Here is a 25,931-nt window from a genome sequence, read left to right on the forward strand (position 1 = left end):
TCACACCGCCGGCACGGGAGCGAGTCGGCCGAGCCGCGTGCCGAAGACGGCGACCCGCGCGGCCCGGTTCGCGGCGAGCATCAGCAGGATGACGCCGGTGGTGGTGGCCGCGTGGGCGCCCAGGCGCACCGCGACGACGTCGAGCCCCACCCGCACCGCGATCACCAGCAGCCACAGCACGAGCCCGAGCCAGCCGGTGCGCGATTCGTACAGCGCCACGGCGCCCTTCGAGCCGACGGGGCGCGGCTCGGGCAGGCGCCGGAAGTGGGCGATCGCGCCCATCCACGCACCGACGCCGAGCGAGACGACGAGTTCCAGGATGAGGAAGGCCAGGTCGACGCCCGTGAGGATCGCGCTCGTCTGCACGATCATCGCCGCACCGACCACGCCCAGCACCAGCGGCATCCGCCACATCTGGGCGATGCTCACCGGGCGCCACGTGGTCTGGCGGTAGCCGATCCAGCCGAGGAGGAGGATGCCGAGAAGGACGTCGCCGACGAGTTGGAGGTTCATGGCATCCAGCGTCCCGCGCGGGGCGGGTGGAGCCGTGCCCGGGCGGGTGGAGATCCGGGTGGAGATCCGGGTGGACCGTCAGGATGCCCGGAATGCGCACCCGCGGGATTTGCCTCCTGCGTGGGCGGGCGCGACCCAATAAAGTGTCCTGGAGGCAGAACGCGGGGGTTGCTCTGCCGAGGAATCGAGCAAGGTGGATTTCGAGTCAGCCGAAGCGGCTGCCGCTGTGGACAGCCCATGGCCCTTGGTGGGGCGGGAGGCGGCGCGCGAGCGCGCGCTGTCGGCGTTGCGCGGCCCGGCACGGAGCGTCTGGATCCGCGGGGAGTACGGCGTCGGCACCAGCCGGCTCGCCGCCGAGGTGGCCGCCGAACTCGAGTCGGACGGGTGGCTGTCGGTCGGCGTGACCGGCAACGCCGCCCTTTCCGCCGTGCCTCTCGCGACGCTTGCGCCGGTCCTGGTGCGGGACATGAGCGGCCCGATCGCCTCGGCCCCCGACACCGTCGCCCTGTTCAGTGCGGCCAGCGCGGCGCTGTCGACGATCGCGCGCGGGCGCCGCATCCTGCTCGTGCTCGAGGACGCCGGTCATGCCGACCCGGTCTCGGTCTCGCTCATCGCCCGGCTCGTCGACGCCGGCCAGCTGCGCCTGGTCACCACGGCCGCGCACGACGAGGCCGAGCCGAACACGCTGCACGACATCGCGGCCGCCCCGGACACGGTGCGGATCGAGCTGGCCGGCCTCGACATCGACCAGACCGCGGAACTGCTCGGGCTCGTCCTGGGCGCGCCGATCGGGCACGGCACAGCCCTGCGGCTGCACCGGGCGTCGTCGGGCAACCCGCTCTTCCTGCGCGAACTCGTCATCGGCGCGCGGGATGCCGGCGCCCTGGTGCGCGCGGCCGACCACTGGCAGCTCACGGGCGAACCGGTGGACTCCCCGGCGTTGCCCGAGCTGATCCGCGCGCGACTGCGCTCGCTGACGCCGGGCGAACGCGATGCCGTCGAGCGCCTGGCCCTCTGCCAGCCCCTGTCGCTGGACGAGTTCGCCCGTCCGGGCGCGCCGGAGGCCCTCGCCGACCTCGAGCAGCACGGGATCGTGCAGGTGCACGAAGCCGGCGCCCGCCTGCACGCGCTGCTCACCCACCCGCTGTACGCCGCCGCCGTGCGCGAGTCGACCCCGCGGCGCCGGCGCCGGGTGCTGCTCGGCGAGCAGGCGGACCTCGTCGCGCGCCGCAACCCGTCTCCCGCCGATCGGCTGCGGGTGTCGCAGTGGCGGCTGGATGCCGGCCAGCCCGCGGATCCCGGGCTGCTGCTGCGGTCGGCTCGCCTCGCCCAGCAGGCGGACGACCACCGCGGCGCGGAGCGACTGGTCGCCGCCGCGATCGCAGCGGGCGGAGACGACGCGGCCGCGAACGTGCTGCACGCCCAGACGCTGTGGGCGATCGGCCAGGGTGCAGACGCGCTGCAGGCCCTCGACCGGGCGGACGAGCACGTCGCGGACGGACCGGGCGACCGCGCCCTGCACGCCGAGGCCGCGACACTGCGAGCGCGGATCAACGGCGCGGGCTGACCGGGCAGGGGCTGACCGCGCGGTCAGCGGGCGTGCCGGAAGCGGATGCCGGTGCCGGGCCGCGCCTGCCCGATCGCGTCCAGGGCGGCATCCGGGATCACCGCGATCACCGGATAGCCGCCGGTGACCGGGCCGTCGGCGAGCAGGATCGTGGGCCGACCCCACGGCGGCACCTGCAGAGCGCCGGGCACCATCCCCTCGCTGGGCAGTTCGTCGGCGCGGGTGCGCTCCAGCTCGGGGCCCTCCAGCCGCACCCCGACCCGGTCTGCCTGCGCGCTCACCACCCAGCGGCTCTCGAAAAGCACCGGAAGCGCGGATGCCGCGAAACGGTCGGCGCGCGGACCGGGGGCGAGGGCCACCTCGAGCTCGTCCGGCGGGGCATCCCACGGCGCGAGGTCGTTCGGCGGCACGGGGTGTGCGGGCTCGCCCAGGGGCAGCGCGTCGCCTGGCCGGAGGGATGCCGGACCGAGCCCGGACATGGTGTCGGTGCTGCGCGACCCGACCTGGGCGGGCACGGCGAGTCCGCCGCGGACGCTGAGATACGCGCGGGCCCCGGCCGCGTACCAGTCCAGGTGCAGCTCGGTCCCCGCCGGCCACAGGGTCGCGGCATCCTGATCCACCGGCCGCCCGTCCAGCAGGATCGGCCCGCGCGCACCGGTCACCGCGAACCAGGTGTCGCGCGTCGCAACCGCGCGGAACCCGCCGAGCACCGCCTCGATCCCGGCGGCGGTCTCGTCGTTGCCGACGAGCCGGTTGCCGCGCCGCAGGGCGGCCCGGTCGAGCGCCCCCGAGCGGGCGACGCCCAGGGCGCCCAGTCCCGGTCGTCCGAGATCCTGGATGCTCGCGAACACTCCCGGAGCGACGACGCGGATGCCGGGCACCCCGAAGCCGCCGATTTCGGAGACAGCGGCGGGGGCAGCGGGGGCAGCGGAGGCGCGGACGGGGCGGAAGCGCACGGGGGCGCCGGGGGCGAGCAGGGCGGGTGAGGATGCCTCGGGAACGAAGAGCGGCGCGTCCGTGCGGCCGATCAGCCGCCAGCCGCCGGGCGTCTCGCGCGGGTACGCGCCGGAGAACCCGCCGGCGAGTCCCACGGAGCCGGCGGGCACGCGCGTGCGGGGAGCATCCAGGCGGGGCACGTCGTACGGCCAGTCCTCGCTCACCAGGTATCCGAAGCCGGGGGCGAAGCCGGTGAACGCGACCCGCCACGCGGCGGCGGTGTGCGCGGCGACGAGCGCATCCGCGGAGATCCCGAGGATCGCGGCCGTCGATTCGAGATCGTCGCCGTCGTAGACCGTGTCGAGCACGACCGGCTCCGCCTCGGGCGGCGCATCCGCCGCCGGGTCGGATGCCGCGTGCCCGATCCAGGTGCGCACCGCGGTGGCGGCATCCGGCGCCGCGAAGCGCACCAGCACCGTGCGCGCGGCCGGAACCAGTTCGGTGACGACGTCGGGGCGGGATGCCGCCAGCGCCGCGTGGAGGGCGAGCACCGCGGCCTGTCCGTCCGTCTCGACGAGCAGCGCGCGCTCGCCGAATGGGCGGATCACCACGGGCAGGTCACCGGTCATGGGTCACCAGGGCGCGCGGACCGCGATGCCGGCGGCATCCAGCGCCCGCCGCACCGCGTGCGCCGTCTCGACGGCGCCCGGAGAATCGCCGTGCAGGCACAGGGATCCGGCATCCACGCGCAGGAGCGTGCCGTCGGCCGCGATCAGCCGGCCGGTTTCGACGAGGTGGACGGCGCGTGCGGCGGCCTCGGCGGGGTGGTGCACGAGGTCTCCGGGCATCCCGCGCGGCACGAGGGTTCCGTCGGCGAGATACCCGCGATCGAGGAAGGCCTCCCGCACGAACGGGATGCCGGCATCCCCGGCCGCCCGCTCGATCTCGGTGCCGAGTCCGAGGATCGGCACCGGACGGGCGAGGTCGGCGGCGAGCGCCGCGACGGCCGACGTCACGGCGCGGGCCGTTTCCGGGTCGCTGCCGGCGGAGTGGTACAGCGCCCCGTGCGGTTTGACGTACCGGATGTCGGCACCCGCCGACCGCAGGGCGGCGAACTGCTCCTCGAGCTGGCCCTGCAGAGTTCGCGGGTCGACGTCGACCCGCACGCGCCCGAAGTTCTCCCGGTCGACGTAGGAGGGGTGCGCTCCGATGGCGACGCCGGTGCGGGCCGCCCGCGCCGCGGCATCCGCCATCGACACGGCGTCCCCGGCGTGACCGCCGCAGGCGATGCTGGCGCTGGAGATCACCGCGAACATCGCCTCGTCATCGGCCGTCGGCGCCGTGCCCGCCAGGGTGCTGACGGTCTCGCCGAGGTCGGCGTTGAGGTCGATGACGTGCATGACTCCACGGTAGCCACCGACGGCCGGGCGAGTTGGCTAGGTTCGATCCTGTGAACGGGCTCACAGCGTCCGATCACGCGACCGTAAGAGGACAACCGGGGGGTCGAAATGGTCGAGAGCACTTCCGTCGCGCAGACGACGGGCTGGCGCGGATTCTGGAACCGGGGCGGCTGGTGGAAGGCGCTTCTGGTGGTCGTCGTGTACGGCGGCGTGTATCAACTGCTGCCGTTCGTGTTCCTGCCGCTCACCCGGGGCCTGATGCGACCCGATCCCTTCTCGACGCCGGGCAGCGTGTTCGCGACGTTCACCCTGGCGGTGCTGATCGGCTCCGTCGTGCTCGCCCTGTTCGCATGGTCGCTGGGGTGGCTGCCCCGGCCCCTCTTCTCACGGCAGCCCGTGCGCGGCCGCTGGTGGATGTGGATCGCCGTGGTGCTCGTCGCGATCCCGATCCTGCTGCGCCTGTTCGGTACTGACTACGCGCGCTATTCGGCCGCGGTCATCGTGCTCACGTTCGCCACCGGCCTGCTCGTCGGGTTCTCGGAGGAGCTCCTGACCCGCGGCCTCGTCGTCACCCTGATGCGCAAGGGCGGGTACAACGAGTGGGTCGTCGCGGCGATCTCGGCCCTGCTGTTCGCCGCCCTGCACTCCACGAACATCTTCAGCGGACAGGGCGTCCTCACCGTCGGATTCACGATCGTCTACACCTTCGCGTTCGGCGTCCTGATGTACCTCGTGATGCGCGTCACGGGCAACCTCGTGTGGGCGATGCTGCTGCACGGGCTCACCGACCCCACCACGTTCCTCGCCACCGGCGGCGTCGACAAGGTGGGTGCCGTCGCGCCCAGCACGCTCGTGGCCCTCGCCGCCCCGGCGACGCAGCTGCTCATCGTCGGCGGCTTCGTGCTGCTGATCTTCATCCGCGGCCGCGCGTACCGGGAGACCACCGCGACCACGCCGCGGTAGCGTGGCGGGGTGGGCAGACGTGACGAACCGGAATCCCCGTCGGTCCGGCTGTCGGGCGGACAGCTCGCCCGGGTCGTGCCCGCGAAGTACACGTCGGGGTTCGAGCTCGAGGTCGACGGCACGCCGCAGTCGCACGTCGACCCGGACGACCCCACCCACCTGAGCTTCGAATACGTCGCGCGGATGGGGGCGGTGATCGACCGGCTGCGGATGCCGGGCCAGCCGCTCACCGCCGTGCACCTGGGCGCCGGAGCGATGACGATCCCGCGCTACGTCGAGGCGACCCGCCCCGGATCCCGCCAGCAGGTCGTGGAGATCGAGCCCGACCTGATCGCCCTCGTGCGCGAGCGGCTGCCGCTGCCGCGCGGCGCCGCCATCCGGGTGCGCATCGGCGACGCGCGTGCCGTGCTCGGCAAGCTCCCGCCGGCCATGACCGGCAACGTGGACCTGCTGGTCAGCGACGTCTACTCGGGGGCGCAGACCCCCGCGCACCTCACCAGCGTGGAGTTCTACCGCGAGGCGGCGCGGATGCTCGCGCCCGACGGCGTGCTGCTCGTGAACGTCGCCGACGGCGCGGGACTCGCGTTCGCGCGGCGCCAGGTCGCCACGATCCGCGCCGTGCTGCCCGAGGTGATCGTGCTCGCCGAGGTGCAGGTGCTGAAGGGACGGCGATTCGGCAACCTCGTGGTCGCGGCATCCCCCGCTCCCCTGCCGACCGCCTGGCTGCCGCGCCTCATGGCCGCCGGCCCGCATCCCGCGAAGCTCGCCCAGGGGCACGAGATCGACGAGTTCGTGCGCGGGGCGGTCCCGGTGACGGACGGCGACGCCGTGGCCTCCCCGAAACCGAGGGACTCCCTGTTCGAGAAGTGACCCGGACACCCGTCGCAAGGGCCGGGGCATCGAGCGGACCTCCGCCTCGATAATGTGAGCCCCATGGCGTCCCCGCTCGCGGCATCCGACCCGGCCACCGGCCTGTCGTCCGCCGACGTGGCGCAGCGCGTCATCGCCGAGCAGACCAACACGAGGGGCGCCGACTCCAGCCGCAGCGCATGGACGATCGTCCGCGCGAACGTGCTCACCCTGTTCAACGGGATCGTCCTGGGATGCTTCCTGCTGCTGCTCGCGCTCGGCCACTGGCAGGACGCCCTCTTCGGCCTCAGTGCGCTGGCGAACACTTTCATCGGCTGCTGGCAGGAGTTCCGTGCCAAGGCCTCGCTCGACCGGCTCGCGATCGTCAACGCCCCACGCGCCCGCGTGCGGCGGGACGGCGAGAGCCGGCAGATCCCGCCGAGCAACGTGGTGCTCGACGACCTCCTCGAACTTCAGCCCGGCGACCAGGTGCCCGCCGACGCCGCGATCGTCGCCGGCCGCGGACTGCAGGTGGACGAATCGATGCTCACCGGCGAGGCGGACGCCGTCGACAAGGGCCCCGGCGACGCGGTGCTTTCCGGGTCGCTCGTCGTCGCCGGGTCCGGCCTCGCGCGGATCACGCGCGTCGGCGCGGATGCCTACGCGAACCGGTTCGCCGCCGAGGCGAAGCGGTTCTCGCTCGTCTCCAGCGAGCTGCGCACGTCGGTTGACCGCGTGCTGGCGTGGGTGGGCTGGGGCATCGTCCCGATCGGTCTGCTCGTGCTCAACGCGCAGATGCTCGTCGCAGGCGGGTGGGCCGCCGCGATCGCGTCGGGGGCGTGGACGGATGCCGCCGTCAACACGATCGCCGCGGTCACCGCCATCATCCCGCTCGGCCTCGTGCTCATGACCTCGATCACGTTCGCGGTGGGTGCGGCCAAATTGTCGACCGAACAGGTGCTCGTCAACGAACTGCCGGCGGTGGAGGGCCTCGCCCGCGTGGACGTCATCTGCCTCGACAAGACCGGAACCCTCACGGCCGGCGACGTCGCGTTCGACGCCGTGCACCCGCTCGCGGACCCGGCCCCGGGATGGCAGCGCGCCCTGGCCTGGTTCGGCGCCGAGCCGGGGGCCACCGCGACCGCCCGGGCGCTGGCATCCGTCTTCCCCGAGATCGATGCGCCCGCGGCAAGCGTCACGGTGCCGTTCTCGTCGGCGCGCAAGTGGAGCGCCGCGACCTTCACGACGGGGCTGCCGGGCAGCTGGGTGCTCGGAGCACCGGAGATGATCTTCGGCGACCGCGCCGCCGACCCGGCCGACCCGCTCGGGGCGATCGTCCCGGTGCAGGCTGCGAGCGGTCGCCGCACGCTGGTGCTCGCCCACTCCCCCGTGGCGCTCACCGCCGCGGACGCGGAGGACGAGCGTCTCCCCGTCGCGCTCGCCCCGCTCGTCGTGCTCACGTTCCGCGAGCAGATGCGGCCGGATGCCGCCCGCACGGTGTCGTTCTTCACCGAGCACGGGGTCGGCATCCGGATCATCTCGGGTGACAGCCCCCGCACGGTCGCGGCCATCGCCCGCGAGATCGGACTCGACGCCGGCGAGGGCTTCGACGCGCGGTACCTGCCCGACGACGAGGCGGCGCTGGCCGACGTGCTCGAGCAGCACACCGTGTTCGGCCGCGTGACACCGGAGCAGAAGAAGCGGATGGTGCTGGCCCTGCAGAGCCGCGGCCACACGGTCGCGATGACCGGCGACGGGGTCAACGACGCACTCGCGATCAAGAGCGCCGACATCGGCATCGCCATGAACACGGCGGCACCCGCCACCAAAGCGGTCGCCCGCCTCGTCCTGCTCGACGGCCGGTTCTCGCACCTCCCGGACGTGGTGCTCGAAGGACGCCAGGTGATCGCGAACGTCGAGCTCGTCTCGATGCTGTTCCTCACGAAGACCGTCTACGCCGCCGCGCTGTCGATCGTGTTCGGCCTTCTCGTGCTGGAGTTCCCGTTCCTCCCGCGGCAGCTCGCGATCACCGACGGGCTGACGATCGGCATCCCCGCGTTCTTCCTCGCGCTGCTGCCCAATGCGCCCCGGTACGTGCCCGGGTTCCTCAGACGGTCGCTGACCTTCGCGATCCCCGCCGGGTTCGTCATCACCGCGGGACTCACGTTCTACACGATTCAGGCCGGAGCACTCGGCATCTCGGTGGCGCAGCTGCGCACCGGCGCGACGTTGATCCTCGCGATCGTGGGAATCTGGGTGCTCACCGTGCTGTCGCGGCCGATCACCCGCTTCAAGACGATCGTCATCGGGGCCATGTTCCTCTGCCTCGTCGCGATCTTCTCGGTGCCCGTGCTCGTCGAGTTCTTCCAGTTCGTCGACCCGGGAAAGGATGCCGCGGCGCTGGTGGCGCTCGTATGCGCGGGGACGATCGCCCTCATCGAGGTGGTGCGATTCGTCCACCGCCGGTACGTGCGGGCCATGGCGTTCGGCATCCCGCGCGACGGGCGACGTGCCGGCTCCGGGCGCTGAGACGCCGATCCGACGTCAGGCGGATGCCGGCACCGACCGCCGGAACCAGCGTCGGCTGCGCGGTGTCCACAGGGCGATCAGCACCGCGGTCGCGACGACGATGCCGGTCCACTGGGTGCCGCTGAGGCGCCCCGCGGTGAAGAGGGTCACCGCGTAGGCGCCGATCTGCAGCACCGCGAACAGCGACACCAGCCGCTGCGAGAGCCGGCTGCCGCGCGACATGCCGGAAGCCACCGACAACCCGAGCAGCCCGAACAGGACGATCCCGATGCCGGTGAACGTGATCGCCGTTCGCCTGCCCGGGTCGGCGGTGTCGTAGCGGCTGAGCACCGCCAGTACGCCGAACACGACCGCGAGCATCGCTCCGACGTAGACGAGCACCACGGCGGCGGTCACCAGCGGCGGCCGCGGCGGCATCGTCTCCGGGAGGTCGCTCACCGCCCGAAGTACGCGTTCGCCTTGGGACTGAACAGCAGCACCATGCCGATGATCTGCAGCACCCCCGAGATCCAGGCGATCACCGCGACGAGCGTCACCCCGAATGGTCTCTTGCCGGCCATGCCCCACCTCCAGGACCATGATGGCGGACGCCGGCCGTCCGCGGTGAGACAGGCGTGACAGCGCGACGACAGAGCGTGACAGCGCGACGAGACCGGCGTGACAGCGGCGACGCAGAGGCTTGCCTGCATGATCACGAACAACACCGACTGGGCCGTCGAGGCCGATGCACTGGTGAAGGTGTTCGGGCAGAACCGCGCCGTCGACGGAGTCGACCTGCGGGTTGCGACCGGCACCGTCTACGGTGTGCTCGGCCCGAACGGCGCTGGCAAGACCACCACCATCAACATGCTCGCCACGCTCCTGCGCCCGGACGGCGGCACCGGCCGCATCTTCGGCCACGACGTGGTGCGCGAACCCCAGGTCGTGCGACAGCTGATCGGCGTGACCGGGCAGTTCGCCTCGGTCGACGAGACGCTGTCTGCGACCGAGAACCTCGTCATCTTCAGCCGTCTGCTCGGTCTCGGACGCCAGGCGGCGCGCGCCAAGTCGGCGGAGCTGCTGGAGCGGTTCGGCCTGACCGAGGCCGCCCGCCGCCCGCTCAAGAACTTCTCCGGCGGCATGCGCCGGCGCCTCGACCTGGCGGCATCCCTCATCGCGCAGCCGCCCCTCATCTTCCTCGACGAGCCGACCACGGGCCTGGACCCGCGCACCCGCGGCCAGATGTGGGACACGATCCGCGAACTCGTGGCATCCGGCTCCACCGTCGTCCTCACCACGCAGTACCTCGACGAGGCCGACCAGCTCGCCGATCGCATCGCGGTCATCGACCGCGGGCGCGTCGTCGCCGAGGGCACGTCCGACGAGCTCAAGGCATCGGTCGGCACGTCCAGCCTGCAGCTGCGCGTCGCGGACGCCGCGGACACGCAGGATGCCGTCGTCGCCGTCGAGCGCGTGCTGGGCGTGCGGGCCACGCTGTCGCCGGAGGCGTCTCGGATCACCGCGCCCATGGCGGATGCCGACCGGGTCACCGACCTGCTCATGACGCTGCGCGAGGCCGGGATCCGCCTGTCCGAGATGAGCGTGCAGAAGCCCACCCTCGACGAGGTGTTCCTCACCATCACCGGCCATGACGCCGCCGACCAGTCCGACGCCCCCGAGACCGCCCCCGACCAGAAGGAAGAGGTGTCCGCATGACCTCCCTCGCTCCCGCGCCGACCCGGATCGTCCCGGCCGCGCAACGCGACCTCCGAAACCGCACCAGCATCGGCGAGACCGTGCGAAACACGTTCACGATGGCCTACCGCGGGCTCGTCAAGATCCGGCGCACGCCCGAGCAGCTGATCGACGTCACGGTGCAGCCGATCGTCTTCACGCTGATGTTCGCGTACATCTTCGGCGGCGCCATCGCCGGGAACGTGCAGGACTACCTGCCGACCCTGATCCCCGGCATCCTCGTGCAGACCGTGATCACCACCTCCGTGGTCACCGGCGTTCAGCTGCGCGAAGACATGGACAAGGGCGTGTTCGACCGCTTCCGGTCGCTGCCGATCGCCCGCATCGCGCCACTGTCGGGCGCCCTGCTGGCCGACACCGTGCGCTACGCGATCGCGACGACCATGACCTTCGTCGTCGGCTTCCTGATGGGCTACCACCCGGCCGGCGGCTTCGGCAACGTGCTGCTCGCGGCGCTCCTCGTGATCGTCTCGTCCTGGGCCATCAGCTGGATCTTCGCGTTCTTCGGCGTCATCGCCCGCACGGCATCCAGCGTGCAGGGCATCTCGATGCTCGTGCTGTTCCCGCTCACGTTCCTCTCGAACGCGTTCGTGAACCCCGACACGATGCCGTCCGGGCTGGCCTGGTTCGTGAACATCAACCCCATCTCGCACCTGGTCACCGCCGTGCGCGACCTGGTGAACAACGGGACCGTCGGCACCGACCTGTGGATCTCGCTGCTCGGTGCGGCCGTCATCGTGGCGGTCTTCGCCCCGCTCACGGTCCGCGCCTACATGCGCAAGGTGTGACCCCGCCGGGCACAAAGAAGAGGCGGCATCCGGATGGGGGATCCGGATGCCGCCTCTCCGAGCGGTCGGGGCTGAATCGGGTGCTGCCCGCGACCGTGGCCCCCTAGGCCGCTCGGGCCGATCGGGGACGGATTCCGGGGATCCGGGGCATCAGCCAGTCCACCCACACGACGCGGGCGCCCGGCAGCACGGTCACCGACCAGAACACGGACGCGATCGTGTCGGTCGGATAGTGCACGCCGTCGATCGCGACCGACGTCGCGACCCCGACCACCAGGAGGGTGCCGACGACGACGCCCACCGGCATCCACCGCGTGCCGCGCAGCACGAAAAGCAGGGCGATCACGAACGCCGTGACGAACACGGTGTGCCCGCTCGGGAACGACGCGTCGATCTGCGCGGGGACGAACGGGTGCGACAGCAGCCCCGCCTCCGGACGCGGCCGGTGCACGAGGAGCTTGACGATGTCGGACGGGATCCAGGTGAGCGCGACGGTCCCGGCGAACGCGGCGGCGACCGGCAGCTGACGCGTGGACGCCCAGATCACGCCCGTGGCGAGGATGGTGATCGCGATCGACGCGGTCGGTTCCAGGCCCTGATAGACGAGGGTCGTCACGAGGCCGAGCGTGCCGGTGTGCAGCGAGTTCAGCCCCTGCGCGAGGGCGAGGTCGATCGCGTGGGCGCGCAGCGCGAACCCGACCGCGGTGACCAGCAGGGCTCCGAGCACCGCGATGACCACCACGAACCCGGGATGCCGGGACGGACGCAGGATGCCGTTCACCGGCCGCGCCGCGCGGGCGCCGGACCGGGTGGCGACCGGGGCCCGCTCAGGGGACGCGGGCTGCTGGAAGGAGCTGCGTCGCGCGGCGTCGGCGGCCTCTTCCTGCACGGGGGGATTGCTCATCGACGGGACTCCTGGACTTCACGGTGACGTTTGAGGGCGGTGATGCCGACCGGCAGCACGGTGACGACGACGATGCCGACCATGATCCAGTCGATGTTCGCCGCGACCCACGGGATCTGTCCGAGGAGCGCTCCGGCGATGCCGAGGACGCCCGCCCACAGCACGGCGCTGATCCCGTTCCAGAGGGTGAAGCGGCCGTGCGGCATGTGCGAGATGCCCGCCGCCGGCGGCACGAAGGTGCGCACGATCGGAACGAACCGGGCCAGGACGATCGCGAAGCGGCCCCAGCGCTCGAAGAAGACCTCGGTCTCCTCCAGGTAGCGCAGCTTGAACACCCGGGCATCCTCGCGGAACAGGCGACGCCCGTACCGGCGGCCGATCCAGAACCCGAGCTCGGCGCCGGCGAATGCGGCGACCGCGGCGACGACGACGATGACCCACCACGGCAGATGCAGCATCGGCGCCAGCAGCGCAGCGGCGAAGACGAGGCTGTCGCCGGGCAGGAACGGGAACAGGAGTCCGTTCTCCACGACGACGATTGCGGCGATGAGCACCAGCGCGACCGGGCCGAGAACGGCGAGAGACGTGATGATGTTCATCCGGCAATCCTGCGACGCCGCGTCTAAGAACTCTCCGAGATGGCCGGCTCAGGGCGAATCCGCAGGCTCCTCGCGCTCGGTCAGCACCGCGACCGCGCGCTCGACGCGCTCGTCGGCGGACAGGCCGGATGCCTTCTGCTGCGCGGCCGCGACGGCATCCCTCCCCGCCCGGAGGAGCGCGTGACGCACGTGGACGTCGTGGTGGAGGCTCGGCAGATCCTGTCGTCCGCCGAGCACCTGGGCCAGGGCGAGGGCCTCGACGCCGCGCCGGCGCAGCGCGGCATCCGACGACTCCAGCGCCCAAGCCGACCAGCCGCACAGCACCGTTCCGAGCACCGGCCGGTCGACGTACGCGGGTCGCACCCGCCGCGTGGCGAGCGCCCGGGTGCGCAGGCGCGTCGCCCACCGGGCCGTTCGCTCGGGCGGCAGCGAGCGGTCGAAGACGGCGGCCGACACGAAGCCCGCCATCGCCATGAGGTACCACGGCGACCCGCGCTGCGCGCCGGTGCCGAACCACGACATCGCGCGTTCGTAGTGCGCGACGGATGTCGCGGTGTCGCCCTCGACGCGGTCGGCCTCGGCCAGGCCGAACCAGCCGATCGAGGCCATCTCGAGGCCGTCGTCGGTGAGCTCGCGCATCCCCGCCAGTTCCGCGAAGAGCGCCCGTGCCTCGTCGACGCGTCCGACTCCGAGCAGGTTGCCGGCGCGCATCCAGGTCTCTTGGCGGGCGATGTCGTCCGCACCGAACACCGCGGCGCCGGCGCCGGCCCGTTCCAGCCACTGCAAGGCCTCCCGCGGGTGCGCGGACTGGCTGGCCAGCTGCGCGGCCGAGGTCGCCAGCATGGTTCCGAGCCAGACCATGTCGTGCTTTTGGGCGAGTTCCCACCCGCGCCGGGCGGCGGCCGCGCCGGCGATCGGATCGCCCTCGTTCTCGGCGTACTGGCTGAGGATCGCCTCCCCCACGACCGCGCGTCGCGGATCGGGGTCGGTGCGCAGGGCCTCCAGCGCGGCCGGGATCCGCTCGAGCCGGCCCAGGACGGGCAGCAGATCGGCGATCGCGGTCAGCAGCGGCGGAAGATCGGGATGCCGGCGGCGCAGCACCCGCACCCGCGCGACGAGGCGCGCCGTGCGCCGGTCTCCGGTGAACGCGCCGACGACCGCGGCCATGATCAGCACCGACACCAGCGGCGTCACCGGCACGCGGCGCTCGTCGACGCGCACCGCCGCCTCGACCGACTGCTCCCCCAGCGCCTGCAGCTCCGCGAGGCTGCCGCGGGCCACCCAGGTCTGGCAGAGCACCGCGAACAGCACGGTCGCGGTGGGGTCGTCGCCGTCCGCCAGCGCCCGGCGCAGCACCACGACGAGGTTGTCCTGCTCGGCGCGGATCTGCCGGAAGACCTCGGGCGCGAAGGCATCGTCGACGCGGGATGCCGCGAACCCCACGGCCCACGCCACGACCGCCGCCCACGCCTCGGCGAGGGCGCCGGGTCCGGATGCCGACAGGCGTGCGAGCCCGAACTCGCGCACGGTCTCCAGCATCCGGAAGCGCACGTCGCCGGTCTGCGGGTCGTCGGCGACGATCAGCAGCGACTGCGAGACGAGGCGGTCCAGCACGTCGTCGGCGAAGGGCTCGCGCAGCACCCCCGCGGCGGTCGCCGCGGAGAATCCGGCCGGGAGCGGGGAGAGAGCGGCGAGTGCCCGGCGCGCCTCCGGGTCGAGGAGGTCCCAGCTCCACTCGATGACCGCCTCGAGGGTGCGATGCCGCACCGGCGCCGATCGGTCGCCGCCGGTGAGGAGCGCGAACCGGTTCTCCAGGCGCGCCTCGATCTGCTCCGGGGTCATCGTGCGCACGCGGGCCGCGGCGAGCTCGATCGCGAGCGGGATGCCGTCGAGCCGGTCGCACAAGCGCCGCACCACGTCGAGGGACAGCCGGGCATCCGGCCGCGCGGCGCGCGCCCGCTCGACGAACAGGCGCACGGCATCGCCCACCGGCGCATCGGCGCCGTCGAGCGGGATGCCGGCGGCATCCGGCGGGGTGTCGTCGTCGCGCGGCTCAGCCGCCAGCGGCGCGAGCGGGTACACGGCCTCACCCGCGATCGCGAGGGGCGTCCGGCTGGTGGCGAGCACACGGAGCCCGGGCACCGAGGCCAGCACGTCGGCCGTCCACGACGCCACGCCGTCGATGACCTGCTCGCAGTTGTCGAGCACGAGCAGCGTCGCCCGGTCGGCGAGCTGGGCGACCGTGCGCGCGCGCAGGTCGGGCCGCGGCGCCGTATCGCTGAGGCGGGCTCCGCGGGAGGTCTCGGTCACGCCGAGCGCGTCGGCGATCGCGATCGGGACGTCGTCGTCGTTGCGGACGCCGGCCAGCGGCACGACGATGACCGCCGACGCGGACGACCCGGCGGCGACGGCCTGCGCGAGCCGCGTCTTGCCGAGGCCGCCCACGCCCAGCACGGTGACCAGGCGCGAGCGCGCCAGCAGCGCGTCGACCGCCGCGAGGTCGGCGGCGCGGCCGATGAGCTCGTTGGGGGCGGCGCGCAGCCCGATCCGCACGCGGGCGGGGCGCGCGGTCACCTCGCCGCGCAGCAGCCGGGCGTTGAGGTCGGCCGCCTCGGGCCCCGGCGATGCGCCCAGGTCGTCGCGCAGGCGCGCGCGGAGCGCGGCGAACACGGCCAGCGCCTCGGTGGTCTGCCCGTCGGCGGCGAGCGCCGTCATCCACGCGGCGTGCAGCCGTTCGTCGTACGGATGCGCGGCGGCGAGGGATGCCAGGTCGACGGCGGCCTCGGCGGCACGCCCCACGGCGGTGAGCGTCTCGGCGCGAATCACCTCGAGGGTGCGGCGCAGGGCGGTCGCCTCGTCGACGAGGGCGGCGGCGACGGGCACGTCGTCGAGATCGGCGCCGGCGTCGCCGTGCCACAGCGCCAGCGCCTCGTCGACGAGGGCGAGCCTGGCCGGATCGGCGCCGGGAAGACGGAGGGCGGCATCCCGCAGCTCTCCGGCGCGGGCCAGGTCGGACGACGCCGTGAACGCGTAGCCGGCGGCATCGCTGCGGATGAGCTCAGGGCCGGCGGCGGCGCGCACGCGCGACACGAGGGTCTGCAGGGCGCCGCGCGGGTTCTGCGGGCGGTCGTCGCCCCAGACGTCGTCGGCGAGCGCGTCCACGCTGCGCGGCGACGGCGCCGCGAGCGTCAGGGCGGCCACCAGGGCGCGCGACGTCGCCCCCGGCAGGCTGACCTCGGCGCCGTCGACGTGCAGCACGACCGGCCCGAGCAGGCGGACGGTGGGCGCAGACGGCGCGGGGGATGCCACGAGCCGAGCCTATCCGGGGCGTCCGACTCCGACGCGGGTCAGGATGCCGGCTGTCCGACTCCGGAATCGTCGGCGATGACGCGCACGCGGTCGCCGTCGAGTTCGAATCGCAGCCCGGTGCCGGCGGGAAAGGCATCCTGCAGGTCCCGCGGCGACCCGGCATCCACCCCCACCTGCGCGATCGCCGGCAGCGCCCCCGCCGTGCAGCCGGACGAGACCGGACCTTCGATCGACGCCGGGTCCCCGCCGTCCGGCGGCGTCTGATAGACGGTGAGACAGTCGTCGCCGGCGCCGCCGAGCCCGCCGACGGTGCGCACGACGGTGAGTCCGTGGAAGGTCGCGCTGTCGGGAACGCCCTGGGTGGTTCCGAACAGTGCCTGTCCCGGTGTTCCCGGTGAGAGAGCGAGTCTTTCGACCTCGTACTGTGAGGACGTCAGGGAGTGGATGCCGGCCGCGACGCCCGCGGTGGCCACGACGGCCGCCACGACGGACGCCGGCCAGAGCACGCGGACCAGGCGCCGCCGCGAACCGGATGCGAGCGGCGCGGCATCCACCGCGGCGTCGTCGGCCGGCACGGATGCGCCCTCTGCGGCGGGGTCCGGCAGCGGTGGGGCCGGCCGGGGCGGGACGGGTCGGGGCGGCACCGGCGCGAACGGGTCGCGGGCGGGCGGCGCCGTGCGCCCGGGGGGGGCGACCGGTTCGGACGCCGCATCCGGAGCCGGGCGACGGGCGGCATCCTCGAGCTCGCGCAGGCGCGCCAGCGCGGCCGGATCGGAGCGGATGTCGGCGTCGGGACCGTAGGCGCGCGCCTGCAGGCCGGCCAGCTCCGTGCGCGTCACGTCGTCCATCCCGGCATCGTACCGACGTCGCGACGCGGGTCAGGATGCCGAGTGCCGGACACCGGAGTCGTCGGCGATGACCCGCACCTGATCGCCGTCGAGCTGGAACTTCAACCCGGTGCCCGCCGGAAACGCCGCCCGCAGCTGCGGGGGCGAATTCCGGTCGACGCCGACCTGCACGAGGGCCGGCAGCCCGCCCGCGGCGCACCCGAAGAAGATCGGGCCGCCGAGCGTCGACGTGTCCTCGCCGTTCGCCGGGGTCTGGTAGACGACGAGGCACTCCCCGCCGTTGCTGCCGAGCACGCCCGACGACCGCACGACGGTGAGGCCGTCGAACAACGCGCTGCGGGCATCCCCCGTGGTGTCCTCGAACAGCACCTGCCCCGGCCTGTCGGCCAGCTGGAGCACCGCGACCTCGCGCTGCGACGCGGTGAGGCCGCGTGTGAAGAAGCCGGTCATGAGCGCGACGGTGACGGCCGCCGTGAGCATCACAGCGACCACGAGCGAGACGGGCCACAGCACGCGGACGAGTCGCCGACGCCCATGCGGTGCGGCGGACGGGGCGCTCGGATCGTCCCGATCGGCGGGCGGAGGATCCGCGGTGTCCGGCTCGGGCGCGGGGCGAGGCGGCACGGGCGGCACCGGGGCGAACGGATCGCGGGGAGCACCGGGTCCACCGGCCGGCCCGGCCGACGGGACGGGCTCGGTGGCCGGGACCGCCTCGGTCGCCGGGGTGCCGGCGCGGGCGGCCTCCTCGAGATCGCGGAGTCGCGCCAGCGCCGCCGGATCCGCGTCGATGTCGGCATCCGGACCATACGCGCGCGCCCGCAGGCTCTCCAGCTCGGCACGCGACGCGTCGTCCATTTCCGCATGCTACCCGCCGGGGAGGGCAAGAGGTTCCACGGTGCATCCGCTGCAAAACGGCGTGCCCCGGCATCCCTCACAGACGGGTCGGTCACACTGGGTACACAGCACGCCGGACAGAGGGAGGACTCGTGAGCACGATCCGCGGATACGACCCCGAAACGCTGCGGGAGATCGTCGATCAGCGTGAATGCCGCGAGCGCCTCGAGGCGCTCGGCGAGCAGCGCAGCCTCCCCGCGCTGCTGGAGCGGGTGTGGCTGCTCAAGGTGCTCGGCGACCTCGACGCGTCGCTCTCGTACGCCGAACTGGCGGTCCGCCAGTCGCGGATGGCCGGCACCCGCAAGGATCTCCTCCGGTCGCGCGTGCTGCACGCGACGGTGCTGCAAGCGCGCGGCTCCCATACCGCCGCGATCGCCGAGCTCGACACGTGCGCCGACGAGGCGGAGGGCCAGAACTGGCCCAACGTGGCCGCGTTCGCGCTGCAGCATCGCGGCAAGGTCTACTACGACCTCGGGCAGTTCGAGGAGGCCCGGGCCGATTTCAAGCGCGCACTGTTCCTGCGCCAGCAGGCGGGCGCACCCGAAGAGGCCCTGCAGACGACGCTCCAGGCAGTGGACGCGGCCGAGCGCCGCCGCGCGGACGTCGCGGTGTCGGCCTGACACCCCGATGTCGTAGGTTCGTTCTAAAGTCACCCCATGTCTGACTTGCAGGATGTGCGCACCTGGGCCGACGCGCTGATCACGGCCCACCTCGACGACTCATGGTCGTTCGGCTTCGACAACGCCAAGCGTCGTGCCGGCGCCTGCAACTACACGCAGCGGCGCATCACGGTCTCCAAGTACCTCGCGGCGCGATACGACGACGAGACCAACCGGCAGACCCTGCTGCACGAGATCGCGCACGCGCTGGCGGGGTCGGATGCCCGTCACGGCCCGCGCTGGAGACGCATCGCGTCGGGCCTCGGCTACCGCGGCGGCGTCACCCACCAGGGCGAGACGGCGGTCGAGCTCGCGCCCTGGGTGGGCGTGTGTCCGGCGGGGCACACGGTGTACCGGCACCGGCGCCCCACTCGGGTGCTCTCGTGCGCCAAGTGCGCGGCCCGGTTCGATCCGCGGCACGCGTTCCTGTGGACGAGACGCGAGATCAGCGCGGCGGTGCGGCGCGAGGCGATGACCCCGCGCTGAGCCGTGCGGCGCCGGTCAGAGGCGCTCGACGCGCGCGTCGCGCACGACGGGCACCACCTCGGTGCTGTCGAGCTGCGCCTGCGCGAGCACGACGGCGCGTTGTCCGGCATCCAGCAGCGACTGGCCGGTCCCGCCCGCCGTGACCATGTGTCGCACCGCGCCGCGCAGCGCGCGGAATCCCTCGCAGGCGACGGCGGCCTCCGGTGAGCTGTGATCGAGTCCGCGCGCCGCGAGGGCGTCGACGACGGCGCCCGCCGCGAGCTGGTTCTCCACGGCGACGCGCCCGCCCGGGGTGGATGCCACGACGGCGATCCCGGTGCGTTCCCCCCGGCGCTCCTGCTCGGCGAGCACCGCGTCGGCCACCGCGGATGCGTTGCGAAGGCCCGCGACGAGGACGAGCGAACCGTGTGCCGCGGCGATCGTGGCGCGCACGTCGTCCGGGAGTTCGGCGACCTTCAGCACGTCACCGGCCGCCGCGGCATCGATGCTGCGCAGGGATGCGTCCAGCAGGTCGACGACCACGACGACGTCGGCGCGGGCGAGGCGGCGAAGGCCCTCGGCACCCTGCTCGAGACGCACCTGGTAGCGGGACTGATCCAACGGCGACGGCATCCCTCCAGCCTACGAGCGTCGGATCGTCGGCGTGTCGCCGGGTGGGGGCGGATGTCGGAGGTTCGTGCGAAGGTTCCGGCATGGACACCTTCTCCTCGATCGAGCAGCATCTGGCAGCGCTGCACTCGCTGCTGGGCGACACATCCGCGGCGACGGCGCAGGCCGTGATGTCCCGGATGAGCGATGACGACCTCGCCGTCGTCATGACCGAGGCCGCCGGCGTGATCCGGGCCATGGAGCCGCTGCGCCGTGCGTCGGCGACCATCGTCACCGAGCGTTCCCTCGGGCGATCGGGCGGGGCAGAGCCGGCGACCCCGCGCGTGGTCAGCATCTAGCCGCGTCCAGCCCCGCAGGCACGCGGCCTGTGGATAACTTTCAAGGTCGTCGCGCGGATCTGATTACCGTGGCGGGATGAAGTCGCGTGTCACCGGTGGGCTGATCGGAGGGGTGCTGGCCGCGGGGCTGGCGGTCGGACTGGCAGGGTGCGGGAGCGCCGCGCCGACGCCGAGCCCGACGCCCACCCCGCCGTTCGCGAGTGCCGACGCGGCGTACAGGGCGGCGGAGGCGACCTACCGCGGGTATGTGGATGCCGGCAATCAGGTGGACCTCGACGACCCGAAGACGTTCGAACCGGTCTACGCGTGGCTGCTGGGCGACGCCCTGGATACGGATGAGGAGGAGCTCACCGCGATGTCGGCGAAGCGGTGGAAGCTCTCCGGCAAATACCGCATCGATCTTCTGCAGCCCCTTCCGTCCGATACCAGCGATCCACTGTGGGGCGACGTCTTCCTGGTCGGATGCTTCAACGTGAGTGACATCGAACTGAGCGATTCGGAAGGGATGTCCGTGGTCTCGCCGTCACGCCGCGACCACCTGCCGGTGAAGATCTCGTTTTCGAGAGACGCTTCCACCCCCACAGGAATGAAGATCATCAAGATCGAAGACCGCAAGGGTGAGCCGGCATGCGCTCCGTCTTGAGGACGGTCCTCGCGATGGCCATCGTCGTCAGCGGGCTTCGCCCGATGGGGGACCTGGGGCTCGGAAGCGCAAGCGAGGGGACCGCCCACGCGAGCGTCACCGACGGGAGCCAGGTGTCCGTCGTGGGGACTCGCCCTGGCAATGACGTCGGGTCCGGGACTCCGGGAAGCGGTTCCCGGTCAGGCGGACAAAGTCAGAACAGCAACACAGCTCACGACGCGGGCTCCATGATTCCCGACGCCATCGACTGGGCAGCCGCGAGCACCGACGAACTCGGTGGCGTGGCACCCGCACCCTGCACCGAGGCGGGTACTCCCGTCCCCTGCGCGGCGCCATCGCCGATCAAACAGTCCACACCCAGCACGACCGGCCCCCGCATCCCGACCCTCAGCGACATCGCCTCCTTCCGTCCAACCACCCCGTCGTTGACGATGGAGCCGAAGAAGTTCGGGATCGTGGGGCGGCCGACGAACTTCATCGTCACCGCGACCCGCCAATCACTGACGGGCACTCTCTTCGGCGAGCCCGTCACCGTCCGGTTCACGCCGGCCCTCTACCGGTTCGATTACGGCGACGGCATCACGAAGACCACTCGCGCCGCGGGGTCCTCCTGGAAAGCCGGGCGCGGAGAGCTCATGTTCACCCCCACCGCCACTTCCCACACGTATCGCCGCAAGGCCCTCGTCACCGCACGAGTCACCGTCGCCTTCACCGCGCAGGTGTTGTTCGCCGGCTCCGCCGGCTGGTACGACGTCGAGGGGTACGTGGTCGCGAACGCCCCGGGGAAGCGCTTCCAGCTGTACGTCGCCCACACCGTCCTCGTCGAGCACACCTGCGACGAAGACCCCGACGGACCCGGATGCCCCGGAACGGTCCACTGATTCCGGCTCGTGACCGCACATATCTCCCAATGTCGGAGGTCCGTGCGACACTTCAGGCATGGCCAGTTTCGTAGCTAAAGTCGATCACCAACTCGACGTGCTGACCGCGATGCTCGGAGAAGTGTCCGTCACAGAGGCCGGCACCGCCGTGACTCGACTGCAGGATGACGAGGTGGTCGCGGTGATCGCGTCCACATCAGCGGCGATCCGAGAGCTCGAGGCACTGCGGGTGGTGGCGACGGGCGTGGTCGCCGAGCGATCCACGCGGGATGCCGGGCACGGCGGGCTGGCGCAGAAACGCGGACACCGCTCGGCGGTCGGTCTGATCCAAGATCTGACCGGCGTCTCCCGTACACAGGCCGGCAAGGCCGCGCGCCTCGGTCAGGCGCTCGTCGACACCGTGCAGACAGCTCCGCCGGGCGATCCGGACGACGGCTCCCAGCCCGACCCGACGACGCCCCTGCGCGCCTGGCACGCGTGTCTCGGTGAGGCGTTCACCGCGGGCCGGATCACGCTGGACCAGCAGACGGCGATCCGCCGCGGGCTCGGCGAACCGCCGTCCGATGGCGATTCCGCGAGCGAGCAGCCCGACGCGGAGACGACCGCTGCGTGGACCACCGCGGCGGAGCAGCTGATCGATGAGGCGTCGCGGCGCACGGTGGAAGACCTCGGGTCTGCGGCCCGGTGCATCCGCGACCAGCTCGATCCCGAAGGCGCCCGGCGCCGGTTCGAGGAGCAGTACGAGGCCCGGTCGTTCCGGATGTGGCGGGATGCCGACGGCGTCACGTGCGCGAAGATCCGGTTCGAGCCCGGCGGGGCCGCGTGGGTGACGTCCGTGCTGGATGCCGCGCTGCGGCCGCGTCGCGGCGGGCCCCGGTTCGTGGACCCCGACGAGAAGGCCGCGGCCGACGCCCTGGTCGCCGACCCGCGTACGAATGACCAGCTCGCGTACGACCTGCTCCTGGACGTGCTGCACACCGGGTCGCTCGCCGACGCCGCGTCGGTGTTCGGTGCGCGGCAGGCCGGCGTGCGGGTCGTCGTCACCGACACCAGCCGCACCGGGTCCGGCGTCGCGGTCATCGAAGACACCAACACCACGGTGCCGGCCGCGTTCGCCGCACAGCACGTCTGCGACACCGGCACCACCACCATCACCATCGACCCGAACGGCAACCCACTCAACCTCGGCCGGGACACCCGCCTGTTCACCGCGAAACAACGCCTCGCGCTCGCGCAACGCGACGGCGGATGCGGCTGGACCGGCTGCGACAGACCGCCCTCCTCCTGCGAAGCGCACCACATCGACCTGCACTCCGAAGGCGGCAGAACCGATGTGGACCGCGGCATCCTGCTGTGCAGGTTCCACCACATGAACCTGCACCACCACGGCTGGTGGATCACCCGCGACGGAACCGGACCCTTCGTCCTCCACTCCCCCGACCCCGACGTCGAGCACATCGTGCTGCACCAGCGCCTCGAACGCCGATATGCGTTCGGCGACCTCCAACCACCACCCACCCGATTCCGAACCGCCACACCCGAGGCCGCAGCATGAGCCGCGCGTCAACACTTCGCACAGGACACCGCCCCGACCGAACCCGGGGTCCGATCGGGGCGCTCGGCGCAAGCGGAGACTCGAACGGGTCAGGGGCGCGGGATCACCGTGAGCACCCGCGCGATGTACTCGAGGAACTTCTCCATCACCATCGAGAGAAACTGCGCGGTCGCCTCCACCGTCACGTTGCCGTCATCGTCGACAAGGCCCGGCGAGTACGACACGTACGCCTCCGGCGACGTCATCTGACGGGCGTTCAGAAAGCTCAGCGTCGCGCGCAACGACTGCTGCCCGACCGCCGTGCCGATCTGCCCCGGCGACGCCCCCACGACGCCGGTGGGTTTGTCGGCCCAGACGTTCTGGCCCCACGGCCTGCTGCCCCAGTCGATCGCGTTCTTCAGCGCACCGGGGAGCGACCGGTTGTACTCCGGAGTGACGAACAGGATCGCGTCGGCGCTGCGCACCTGAGCCTTGAACTCGAGAGCCTCCGGCGGGTAGTCGGCGTCGAAATCCCGGTTGTACAGGGGAAGACGGCTGTAGTCGATCTCGAAGAATTCCAGCTCCTTCGGCGCCAGCTTCTGCAACGCCCCGGCAAGGCGCCGGTTGATGGACTCCTTGGAGAGACTGCCGATGATCACACCGACGCGGTAGGGCGGCTCATGCTGAAGAATCTCGATCTGCATGGCAACAGCATGCCCCTGCCGGGCCCGAACCGGCAGGGGCACGCCGACCCGTCACACGGCGAGCGCCTCGACCGGCGACACCCGAGTCGCCAGTCGTGTCGGCACCGCCGCCGCGACCAGGGTCAGGACGCCGGTGGCCCCCACGATCACCAGCATCGGGACGAGCGGAACCGCCGGCGCGACGAGACCCGCCCCGACCGAACCGCCCGCGTGCGCGGACACCGAGCCCAGCAGCGACTGCGCCGCGACCCAGCCGTAGAGCGTCCCGAGCACGAGACCCGAGAGCGCCGCCGCGATGGTGATGTGCGCCGCCTCCAGCAGCACCATCTGACGAATCTGCCCGGACGACAGCCCGAGAGCCCGCAGCAGGCCCAGCTCGCGACGACGCTGGACGATGCCGATGGTGAGCAGATTCACGAGCCCGACGGCCGCGATGACCGCCGACACCCCCACGAGCCCCATCATGATCGCCGAGAACGTGTCCAGCACGTTCGCGAGTTCCGGCGGCAGCTTCCCCCCGGCCGACGCCGTCAGGATCACCTTGATCGATGCGGTCGCGACGGCGAACATCGTCACGAGGGTGACTCCCATCACCACGCCGATCGTCATCCGGCTCGCCCGCTCGGGGTATCGCAGCGCATTCTGCGCGGCCATCCTCGCCGGCGCGGAGCCGCCGAAGAGGCGCCCGACCAGGCCGAGCACCGGCGGCATCACGAGCGTGGACCCCAGTGCGAGCCCGGTGAACGACAGGATGCCGCCGAAGAACGCGACCACGACGCCGAGCGGCGAGAGCAGGCCCAGCGCGACGCCGGCTGCGAGCAGCAGACCGCCCACGGCCAGCAGGACGACGGAGGCGACGTGGCGTCCCCGACGCAGCGCCACCTCCTCACGAGAGGCCGAGACCGACCCGCCGAGGGCCTCCAGGGGCGTCACGTTCAGCACCGGACGCGATCCGGCCCACGCCGCGCCCCAGGTTGTGAGGGCGACCGCCACTGCGGGCAGCAGCATGAGCGGCTGCACCAGGGGGAAGGCGACGTCGGCCAGATGCAGCGCGCTGTGCGCGAACTGCGTCCCGGCCGCACCGACCGCCGTGCCGGCGACCAGGCCGATCACCGCTCCGATCACGCCGACCACCAGCCCCTGGGTGGCCACCTCCCGGCGCTGAGAGCGAGCGGTGGCGCCGATCAGACGCATGAGCGCGATGCGCCGAGTCCGGCCCGCGACGATCGTCGCGAAGGTGTTGGCCGTCACGATCGCCCCGACATAGACCGCGACCCCCGCGATCACCAGCCCGATGAAACTCAGCACGAACGCGAGAGTCCGGCTCTCCCCGATGAACGGATCCGCGCTGAGCAACGCGCCGATGAAGGTGATCGCGATGATGAGCAGCGCCCCGAAAGCCGACGAGATCGCCGCGACGAGGATGCTCGCCCCCATGCCCCGCTCGCGCAGGAACGCCCAGTTCACGCTGCCACCCCCGCACCGTCGGCCGCCAGCATGTGGGCGGAGATCTGCTCCGCCGTCTGGCGCGGCATGTCCGCAGTGATGCGGCCGTCGCCGAGGAACACCACCCGGTCGGCGTGCGAAGCCGCCACCGGGTCGTGCGTCACCATCGCGATCGACTGGCCGTGCTCGGCGGAAGCCGCACGCAGCAGCGCCAGCACCTCGCACCCCGAACGCGAATCGAGGTTGCCGGTCGGCTCGTCGGCGAACACGAGATCGGGCGCCGTGGCCAGGGCGCGCGCGATCGCCACGCGCTGCTGCTGCCCACCGGACAATTCGTGCGGGCGATGCCGCAGCCGCGGCGAAAGACCGAGCGTCTCGACCAGCCCCTCGATGCGCGCGCGCTCGAGCGCCGACGGCGTGCGGCCGTCCAGGTCGAACGGCAGCAGGATGTTGCCCATCACATCGAGCGTCGGCACCAGGTTGAACCCCTGGAAGACGAACCCGACCCGGCGACGACGCAGAAGCGTCAGCTCCTTGTCGCCGAGACCGGTGATCTCGGTGTCGCCGATCCACGCCCGACCGGACGATGCGGCATCCAACCCCGCCATCACATGCATCAGCGTCGACTTCCCCGAACCGGAGGGCCCCATGATCGCGGTGAACTCGCCCCGGCGGACGCCGACCGACACGTTGTCGAGCGCGCGCACCTCGCCGTCCCCCGAACCGAACGTCTTGGTGAGTTGCTGCACTCGGGCCGCCAGGCCCAGGTCGGTGGTTGTGATCTCCATATCACCGACG

26 protein-coding genes are annotated in these 25,931 nt (G+C 72.4%); 12 read left to right on the plus strand and 14 right to left on the minus strand.

The window, feature by feature from the left end:
* On the minus strand, positions 1-513 hold the full coding sequence (locus LK09_RS02645) for a hypothetical protein (RefSeq protein ID WP_039395467.1): 513 nt from the start codon (positions 511-513) through the stop codon (positions 1-3).
* Positions 514-706: 193 nt separating this feature from the next.
* On the opposite strand from LK09_RS02645, the gene LK09_RS02650 reads away from it, so the two are divergent.
* Positions 707-2,080 carry an AAA family ATPase gene (locus LK09_RS02650; RefSeq protein ID WP_156138626.1) on the plus strand — a complete coding sequence of 458 codons (1,374 nt, stop codon included), beginning with the start codon at positions 707-709 and terminating at the stop codon, positions 2,078-2,080.
* Between the two features lie 23 nt (positions 2,081-2,103).
* Here LK09_RS02650 and LK09_RS02655 read toward each other — a convergent pair whose 3' ends face one another.
* Both LK09_RS02655 and pxpA read right to left on the minus strand, forming a co-directional pair.
* On the minus strand, positions 2,104-3,645 hold the full coding sequence (locus LK09_RS02655) for a 5-oxoprolinase subunit B/C family protein (protein WP_197060952.1): 1,542 nt from the start codon (positions 3,643-3,645) through the stop codon (positions 2,104-2,106).
* 3 nt (positions 3,646-3,648) lie between these two features.
* On the minus strand, positions 3,649-4,416 hold the full coding sequence (pxpA, locus tag LK09_RS02660) for a 5-oxoprolinase subunit PxpA (protein WP_039395475.1): 768 nt from the start codon (positions 4,414-4,416) through the stop codon (positions 3,649-3,651).
* A gap of 108 nt (positions 4,417-4,524) precedes the next feature.
* Between pxpA and LK09_RS02665 the strand changes: the two genes are divergently transcribed.
* From LK09_RS02665 to LK09_RS02675, 3 genes are all read left to right on the plus strand, one after another.
* A complete protein-coding gene (locus LK09_RS02665; protein ID WP_039395478.1) occupies positions 4,525-5,379 on the plus strand; it encodes a CPBP family intramembrane glutamic endopeptidase in 855 nt (284 codons plus the stop codon).
* A gap of 9 nt (positions 5,380-5,388) precedes the next feature.
* Positions 5,389-6,249, plus strand: a complete 861-nt coding sequence (locus tag LK09_RS02670) for a spermidine synthase (RefSeq protein WP_039395481.1) — start codon at positions 5,389-5,391, stop codon at positions 6,247-6,249.
* A gap of 63 nt (positions 6,250-6,312) precedes the next feature.
* The gene (locus LK09_RS02675) at positions 6,313-8,757 is read left to right on the plus strand and encodes an HAD-IC family P-type ATPase (RefSeq protein WP_052226334.1); all 2,445 of its coding nucleotides are present in this window, start codon (positions 6,313-6,315) and stop codon (positions 8,755-8,757) included.
* Positions 8,758-8,772: 15 nt separating this feature from the next.
* Here LK09_RS02675 and LK09_RS02680 read toward each other — a convergent pair whose 3' ends face one another.
* Both LK09_RS02680 and LK09_RS22095 read right to left on the minus strand, forming a co-directional pair.
* A complete protein-coding gene (locus LK09_RS02680) occupies positions 8,773-9,195 on the minus strand; it encodes a hypothetical protein (protein ID WP_039395484.1) in 423 nt (140 codons plus the stop codon).
* The gene (locus tag LK09_RS22095) at positions 9,192-9,317 is read right to left on the minus strand and encodes a hypothetical protein (protein ID WP_269430915.1); all 126 of its coding nucleotides are present in this window, start codon (positions 9,315-9,317) and stop codon (positions 9,192-9,194) included. Before LK09_RS22095 ends, LK09_RS02680 begins: the two co-directional genes overlap by 4 nt.
* Before the next feature lie 127 nt (positions 9,318-9,444).
* Between LK09_RS22095 and LK09_RS02685 the strand changes: the two genes are divergently transcribed.
* Entirely contained in the window at positions 9,445-10,452 is a 1,008-nt protein-coding gene (locus LK09_RS02685; RefSeq protein ID WP_197060953.1) for an ATP-binding cassette domain-containing protein, read from the plus strand.
* Entirely contained in the window at positions 10,449-11,279 is an 831-nt protein-coding gene (locus tag LK09_RS02690; protein WP_039395486.1) for an ABC transporter permease, read from the plus strand. Before LK09_RS02685 ends, LK09_RS02690 begins: the two co-directional genes overlap by 4 nt.
* A gap of 103 nt (positions 11,280-11,382) precedes the next feature.
* On the opposite strand, the gene LK09_RS02695 is transcribed toward LK09_RS02690, so the two are convergent.
* The 5 genes from LK09_RS02695 to LK09_RS02715 are packed head-to-tail and all read right to left on the minus strand — an operon-like array spanning position 11,383 to position 17,794.
* Entirely contained in the window at positions 11,383-12,183 is an 801-nt protein-coding gene (locus LK09_RS02695) for a phosphatase PAP2 family protein (RefSeq protein WP_052226335.1), read from the minus strand.
* On the minus strand, positions 12,180-12,782 hold the full coding sequence (locus tag LK09_RS02700) for a DedA family protein (RefSeq protein ID WP_039395489.1): 603 nt from the start codon (positions 12,780-12,782) through the stop codon (positions 12,180-12,182). Before LK09_RS02700 ends, LK09_RS02695 begins: the two co-directional genes overlap by 4 nt.
* A 48-nt stretch (positions 12,783-12,830) precedes the next feature.
* Positions 12,831-16,091 (minus strand): ATP-binding protein, encoded by a 3,261-nt coding sequence (locus tag LK09_RS02705; RefSeq protein ID WP_039395492.1) that lies wholly within the window; start codon positions 16,089-16,091, stop codon positions 12,831-12,833.
* Positions 16,092-16,129: 38 nt separating this feature from the next.
* A complete protein-coding gene (locus tag LK09_RS02710) occupies positions 16,130-16,939 on the minus strand; it encodes a hypothetical protein (protein ID WP_039395496.1) in 810 nt (269 codons plus the stop codon).
* Positions 16,940-16,969: 30 nt separating this feature from the next.
* Positions 16,970-17,794, minus strand: a complete 825-nt coding sequence (locus tag LK09_RS02715) for a hypothetical protein (protein WP_039395499.1) — start codon at positions 17,792-17,794, stop codon at positions 16,970-16,972.
* 131 nt (positions 17,795-17,925) lie between these two features.
* Here LK09_RS02715 and LK09_RS02720 point away from each other — a divergent pair, with 131 nt between their 5' ends.
* The gene (locus LK09_RS02720) at positions 17,926-18,453 is read left to right on the plus strand and encodes a tetratricopeptide repeat protein (protein WP_039395502.1); all 528 of its coding nucleotides are present in this window, start codon (positions 17,926-17,928) and stop codon (positions 18,451-18,453) included.
* 36 nt (positions 18,454-18,489) lie between these two features.
* Positions 18,490-18,978 carry a SprT-like domain-containing protein gene (locus LK09_RS02725; RefSeq protein WP_039395505.1) on the plus strand — a complete coding sequence of 163 codons (489 nt, stop codon included), beginning with the start codon at positions 18,490-18,492 and terminating at the stop codon, positions 18,976-18,978.
* 15 nt (positions 18,979-18,993) lie between these two features.
* Here LK09_RS02725 and LK09_RS02730 read toward each other — a convergent pair whose 3' ends face one another.
* Positions 18,994-19,590, minus strand: a complete 597-nt coding sequence (locus LK09_RS02730) for a 2-phosphosulfolactate phosphatase (RefSeq protein WP_039395508.1) — start codon at positions 19,588-19,590, stop codon at positions 18,994-18,996.
* Positions 19,591-19,670: 80 nt separating this feature from the next.
* Here LK09_RS02730 and LK09_RS02735 point away from each other — a divergent pair, with 80 nt between their 5' ends.
* The 4 genes from LK09_RS02735 to LK09_RS02750 all read left to right on the plus strand — a co-directional run bounded on the left by LK09_RS02735 (position 19,671) and on the right by LK09_RS02750 (position 23,004).
* On the plus strand, positions 19,671-19,925 hold the full coding sequence (locus LK09_RS02735; RefSeq protein ID WP_039395511.1) for a hypothetical protein: 255 nt from the start codon (positions 19,671-19,673) through the stop codon (positions 19,923-19,925).
* Between the two features lie 76 nt (positions 19,926-20,001).
* Entirely contained in the window at positions 20,002-20,568 is a 567-nt protein-coding gene (locus LK09_RS02740; RefSeq protein ID WP_052226336.1) for a hypothetical protein, read from the plus strand.
* 227 nt (positions 20,569-20,795) lie between these two features.
* A complete protein-coding gene (locus tag LK09_RS02745; protein WP_156138627.1) occupies positions 20,796-21,449 on the plus strand; it encodes a hypothetical protein in 654 nt (217 codons plus the stop codon).
* Positions 21,450-21,507: 58 nt separating this feature from the next.
* Positions 21,508-23,004: an HNH endonuclease signature motif containing protein gene (locus LK09_RS02750; RefSeq protein ID WP_039395514.1), complete on the plus strand. Its 1,497-nt coding sequence runs from the start codon at positions 21,508-21,510 to the stop codon at positions 23,002-23,004.
* An 89-nt stretch (positions 23,005-23,093) separates the two neighbouring features.
* Here the strand turns inward: LK09_RS02750 and LK09_RS02755 are convergent, their stop codons facing one another.
* Genes LK09_RS02755 through LK09_RS02765 form a run of 3 tightly spaced genes read right to left on the minus strand, consistent with a single transcriptional unit; the run spans position 23,094 to position 25,921 of the window.
* Positions 23,094-23,687, minus strand: coding sequence for an NADPH-dependent FMN reductase (locus tag LK09_RS02755; RefSeq protein WP_039395517.1), 594 nt, complete (start codon positions 23,685-23,687; stop codon positions 23,094-23,096).
* A 51-nt stretch (positions 23,688-23,738) separates the two neighbouring features.
* Positions 23,739-25,124: an ABC transporter permease gene (locus LK09_RS02760; protein ID WP_052226356.1), complete on the minus strand. Its 1,386-nt coding sequence runs from the start codon at positions 25,122-25,124 to the stop codon at positions 23,739-23,741.
* Positions 25,125-25,150: 26 nt separating this feature from the next.
* Positions 25,151-25,921, minus strand: a complete 771-nt coding sequence (locus LK09_RS02765) for an ABC transporter ATP-binding protein (RefSeq protein WP_039395520.1) — start codon at positions 25,919-25,921, stop codon at positions 25,151-25,153.
* Between the last annotated feature and the right edge of the window lie 10 nt (positions 25,922-25,931).

It is taken from the genome of Microbacterium mangrovi (assembly GCF_000802305.1).
GTDB classification, from domain to species: domain Bacteria; phylum Actinomycetota; class Actinomycetes; order Actinomycetales; family Microbacteriaceae; genus Microbacterium; species Microbacterium mangrovi.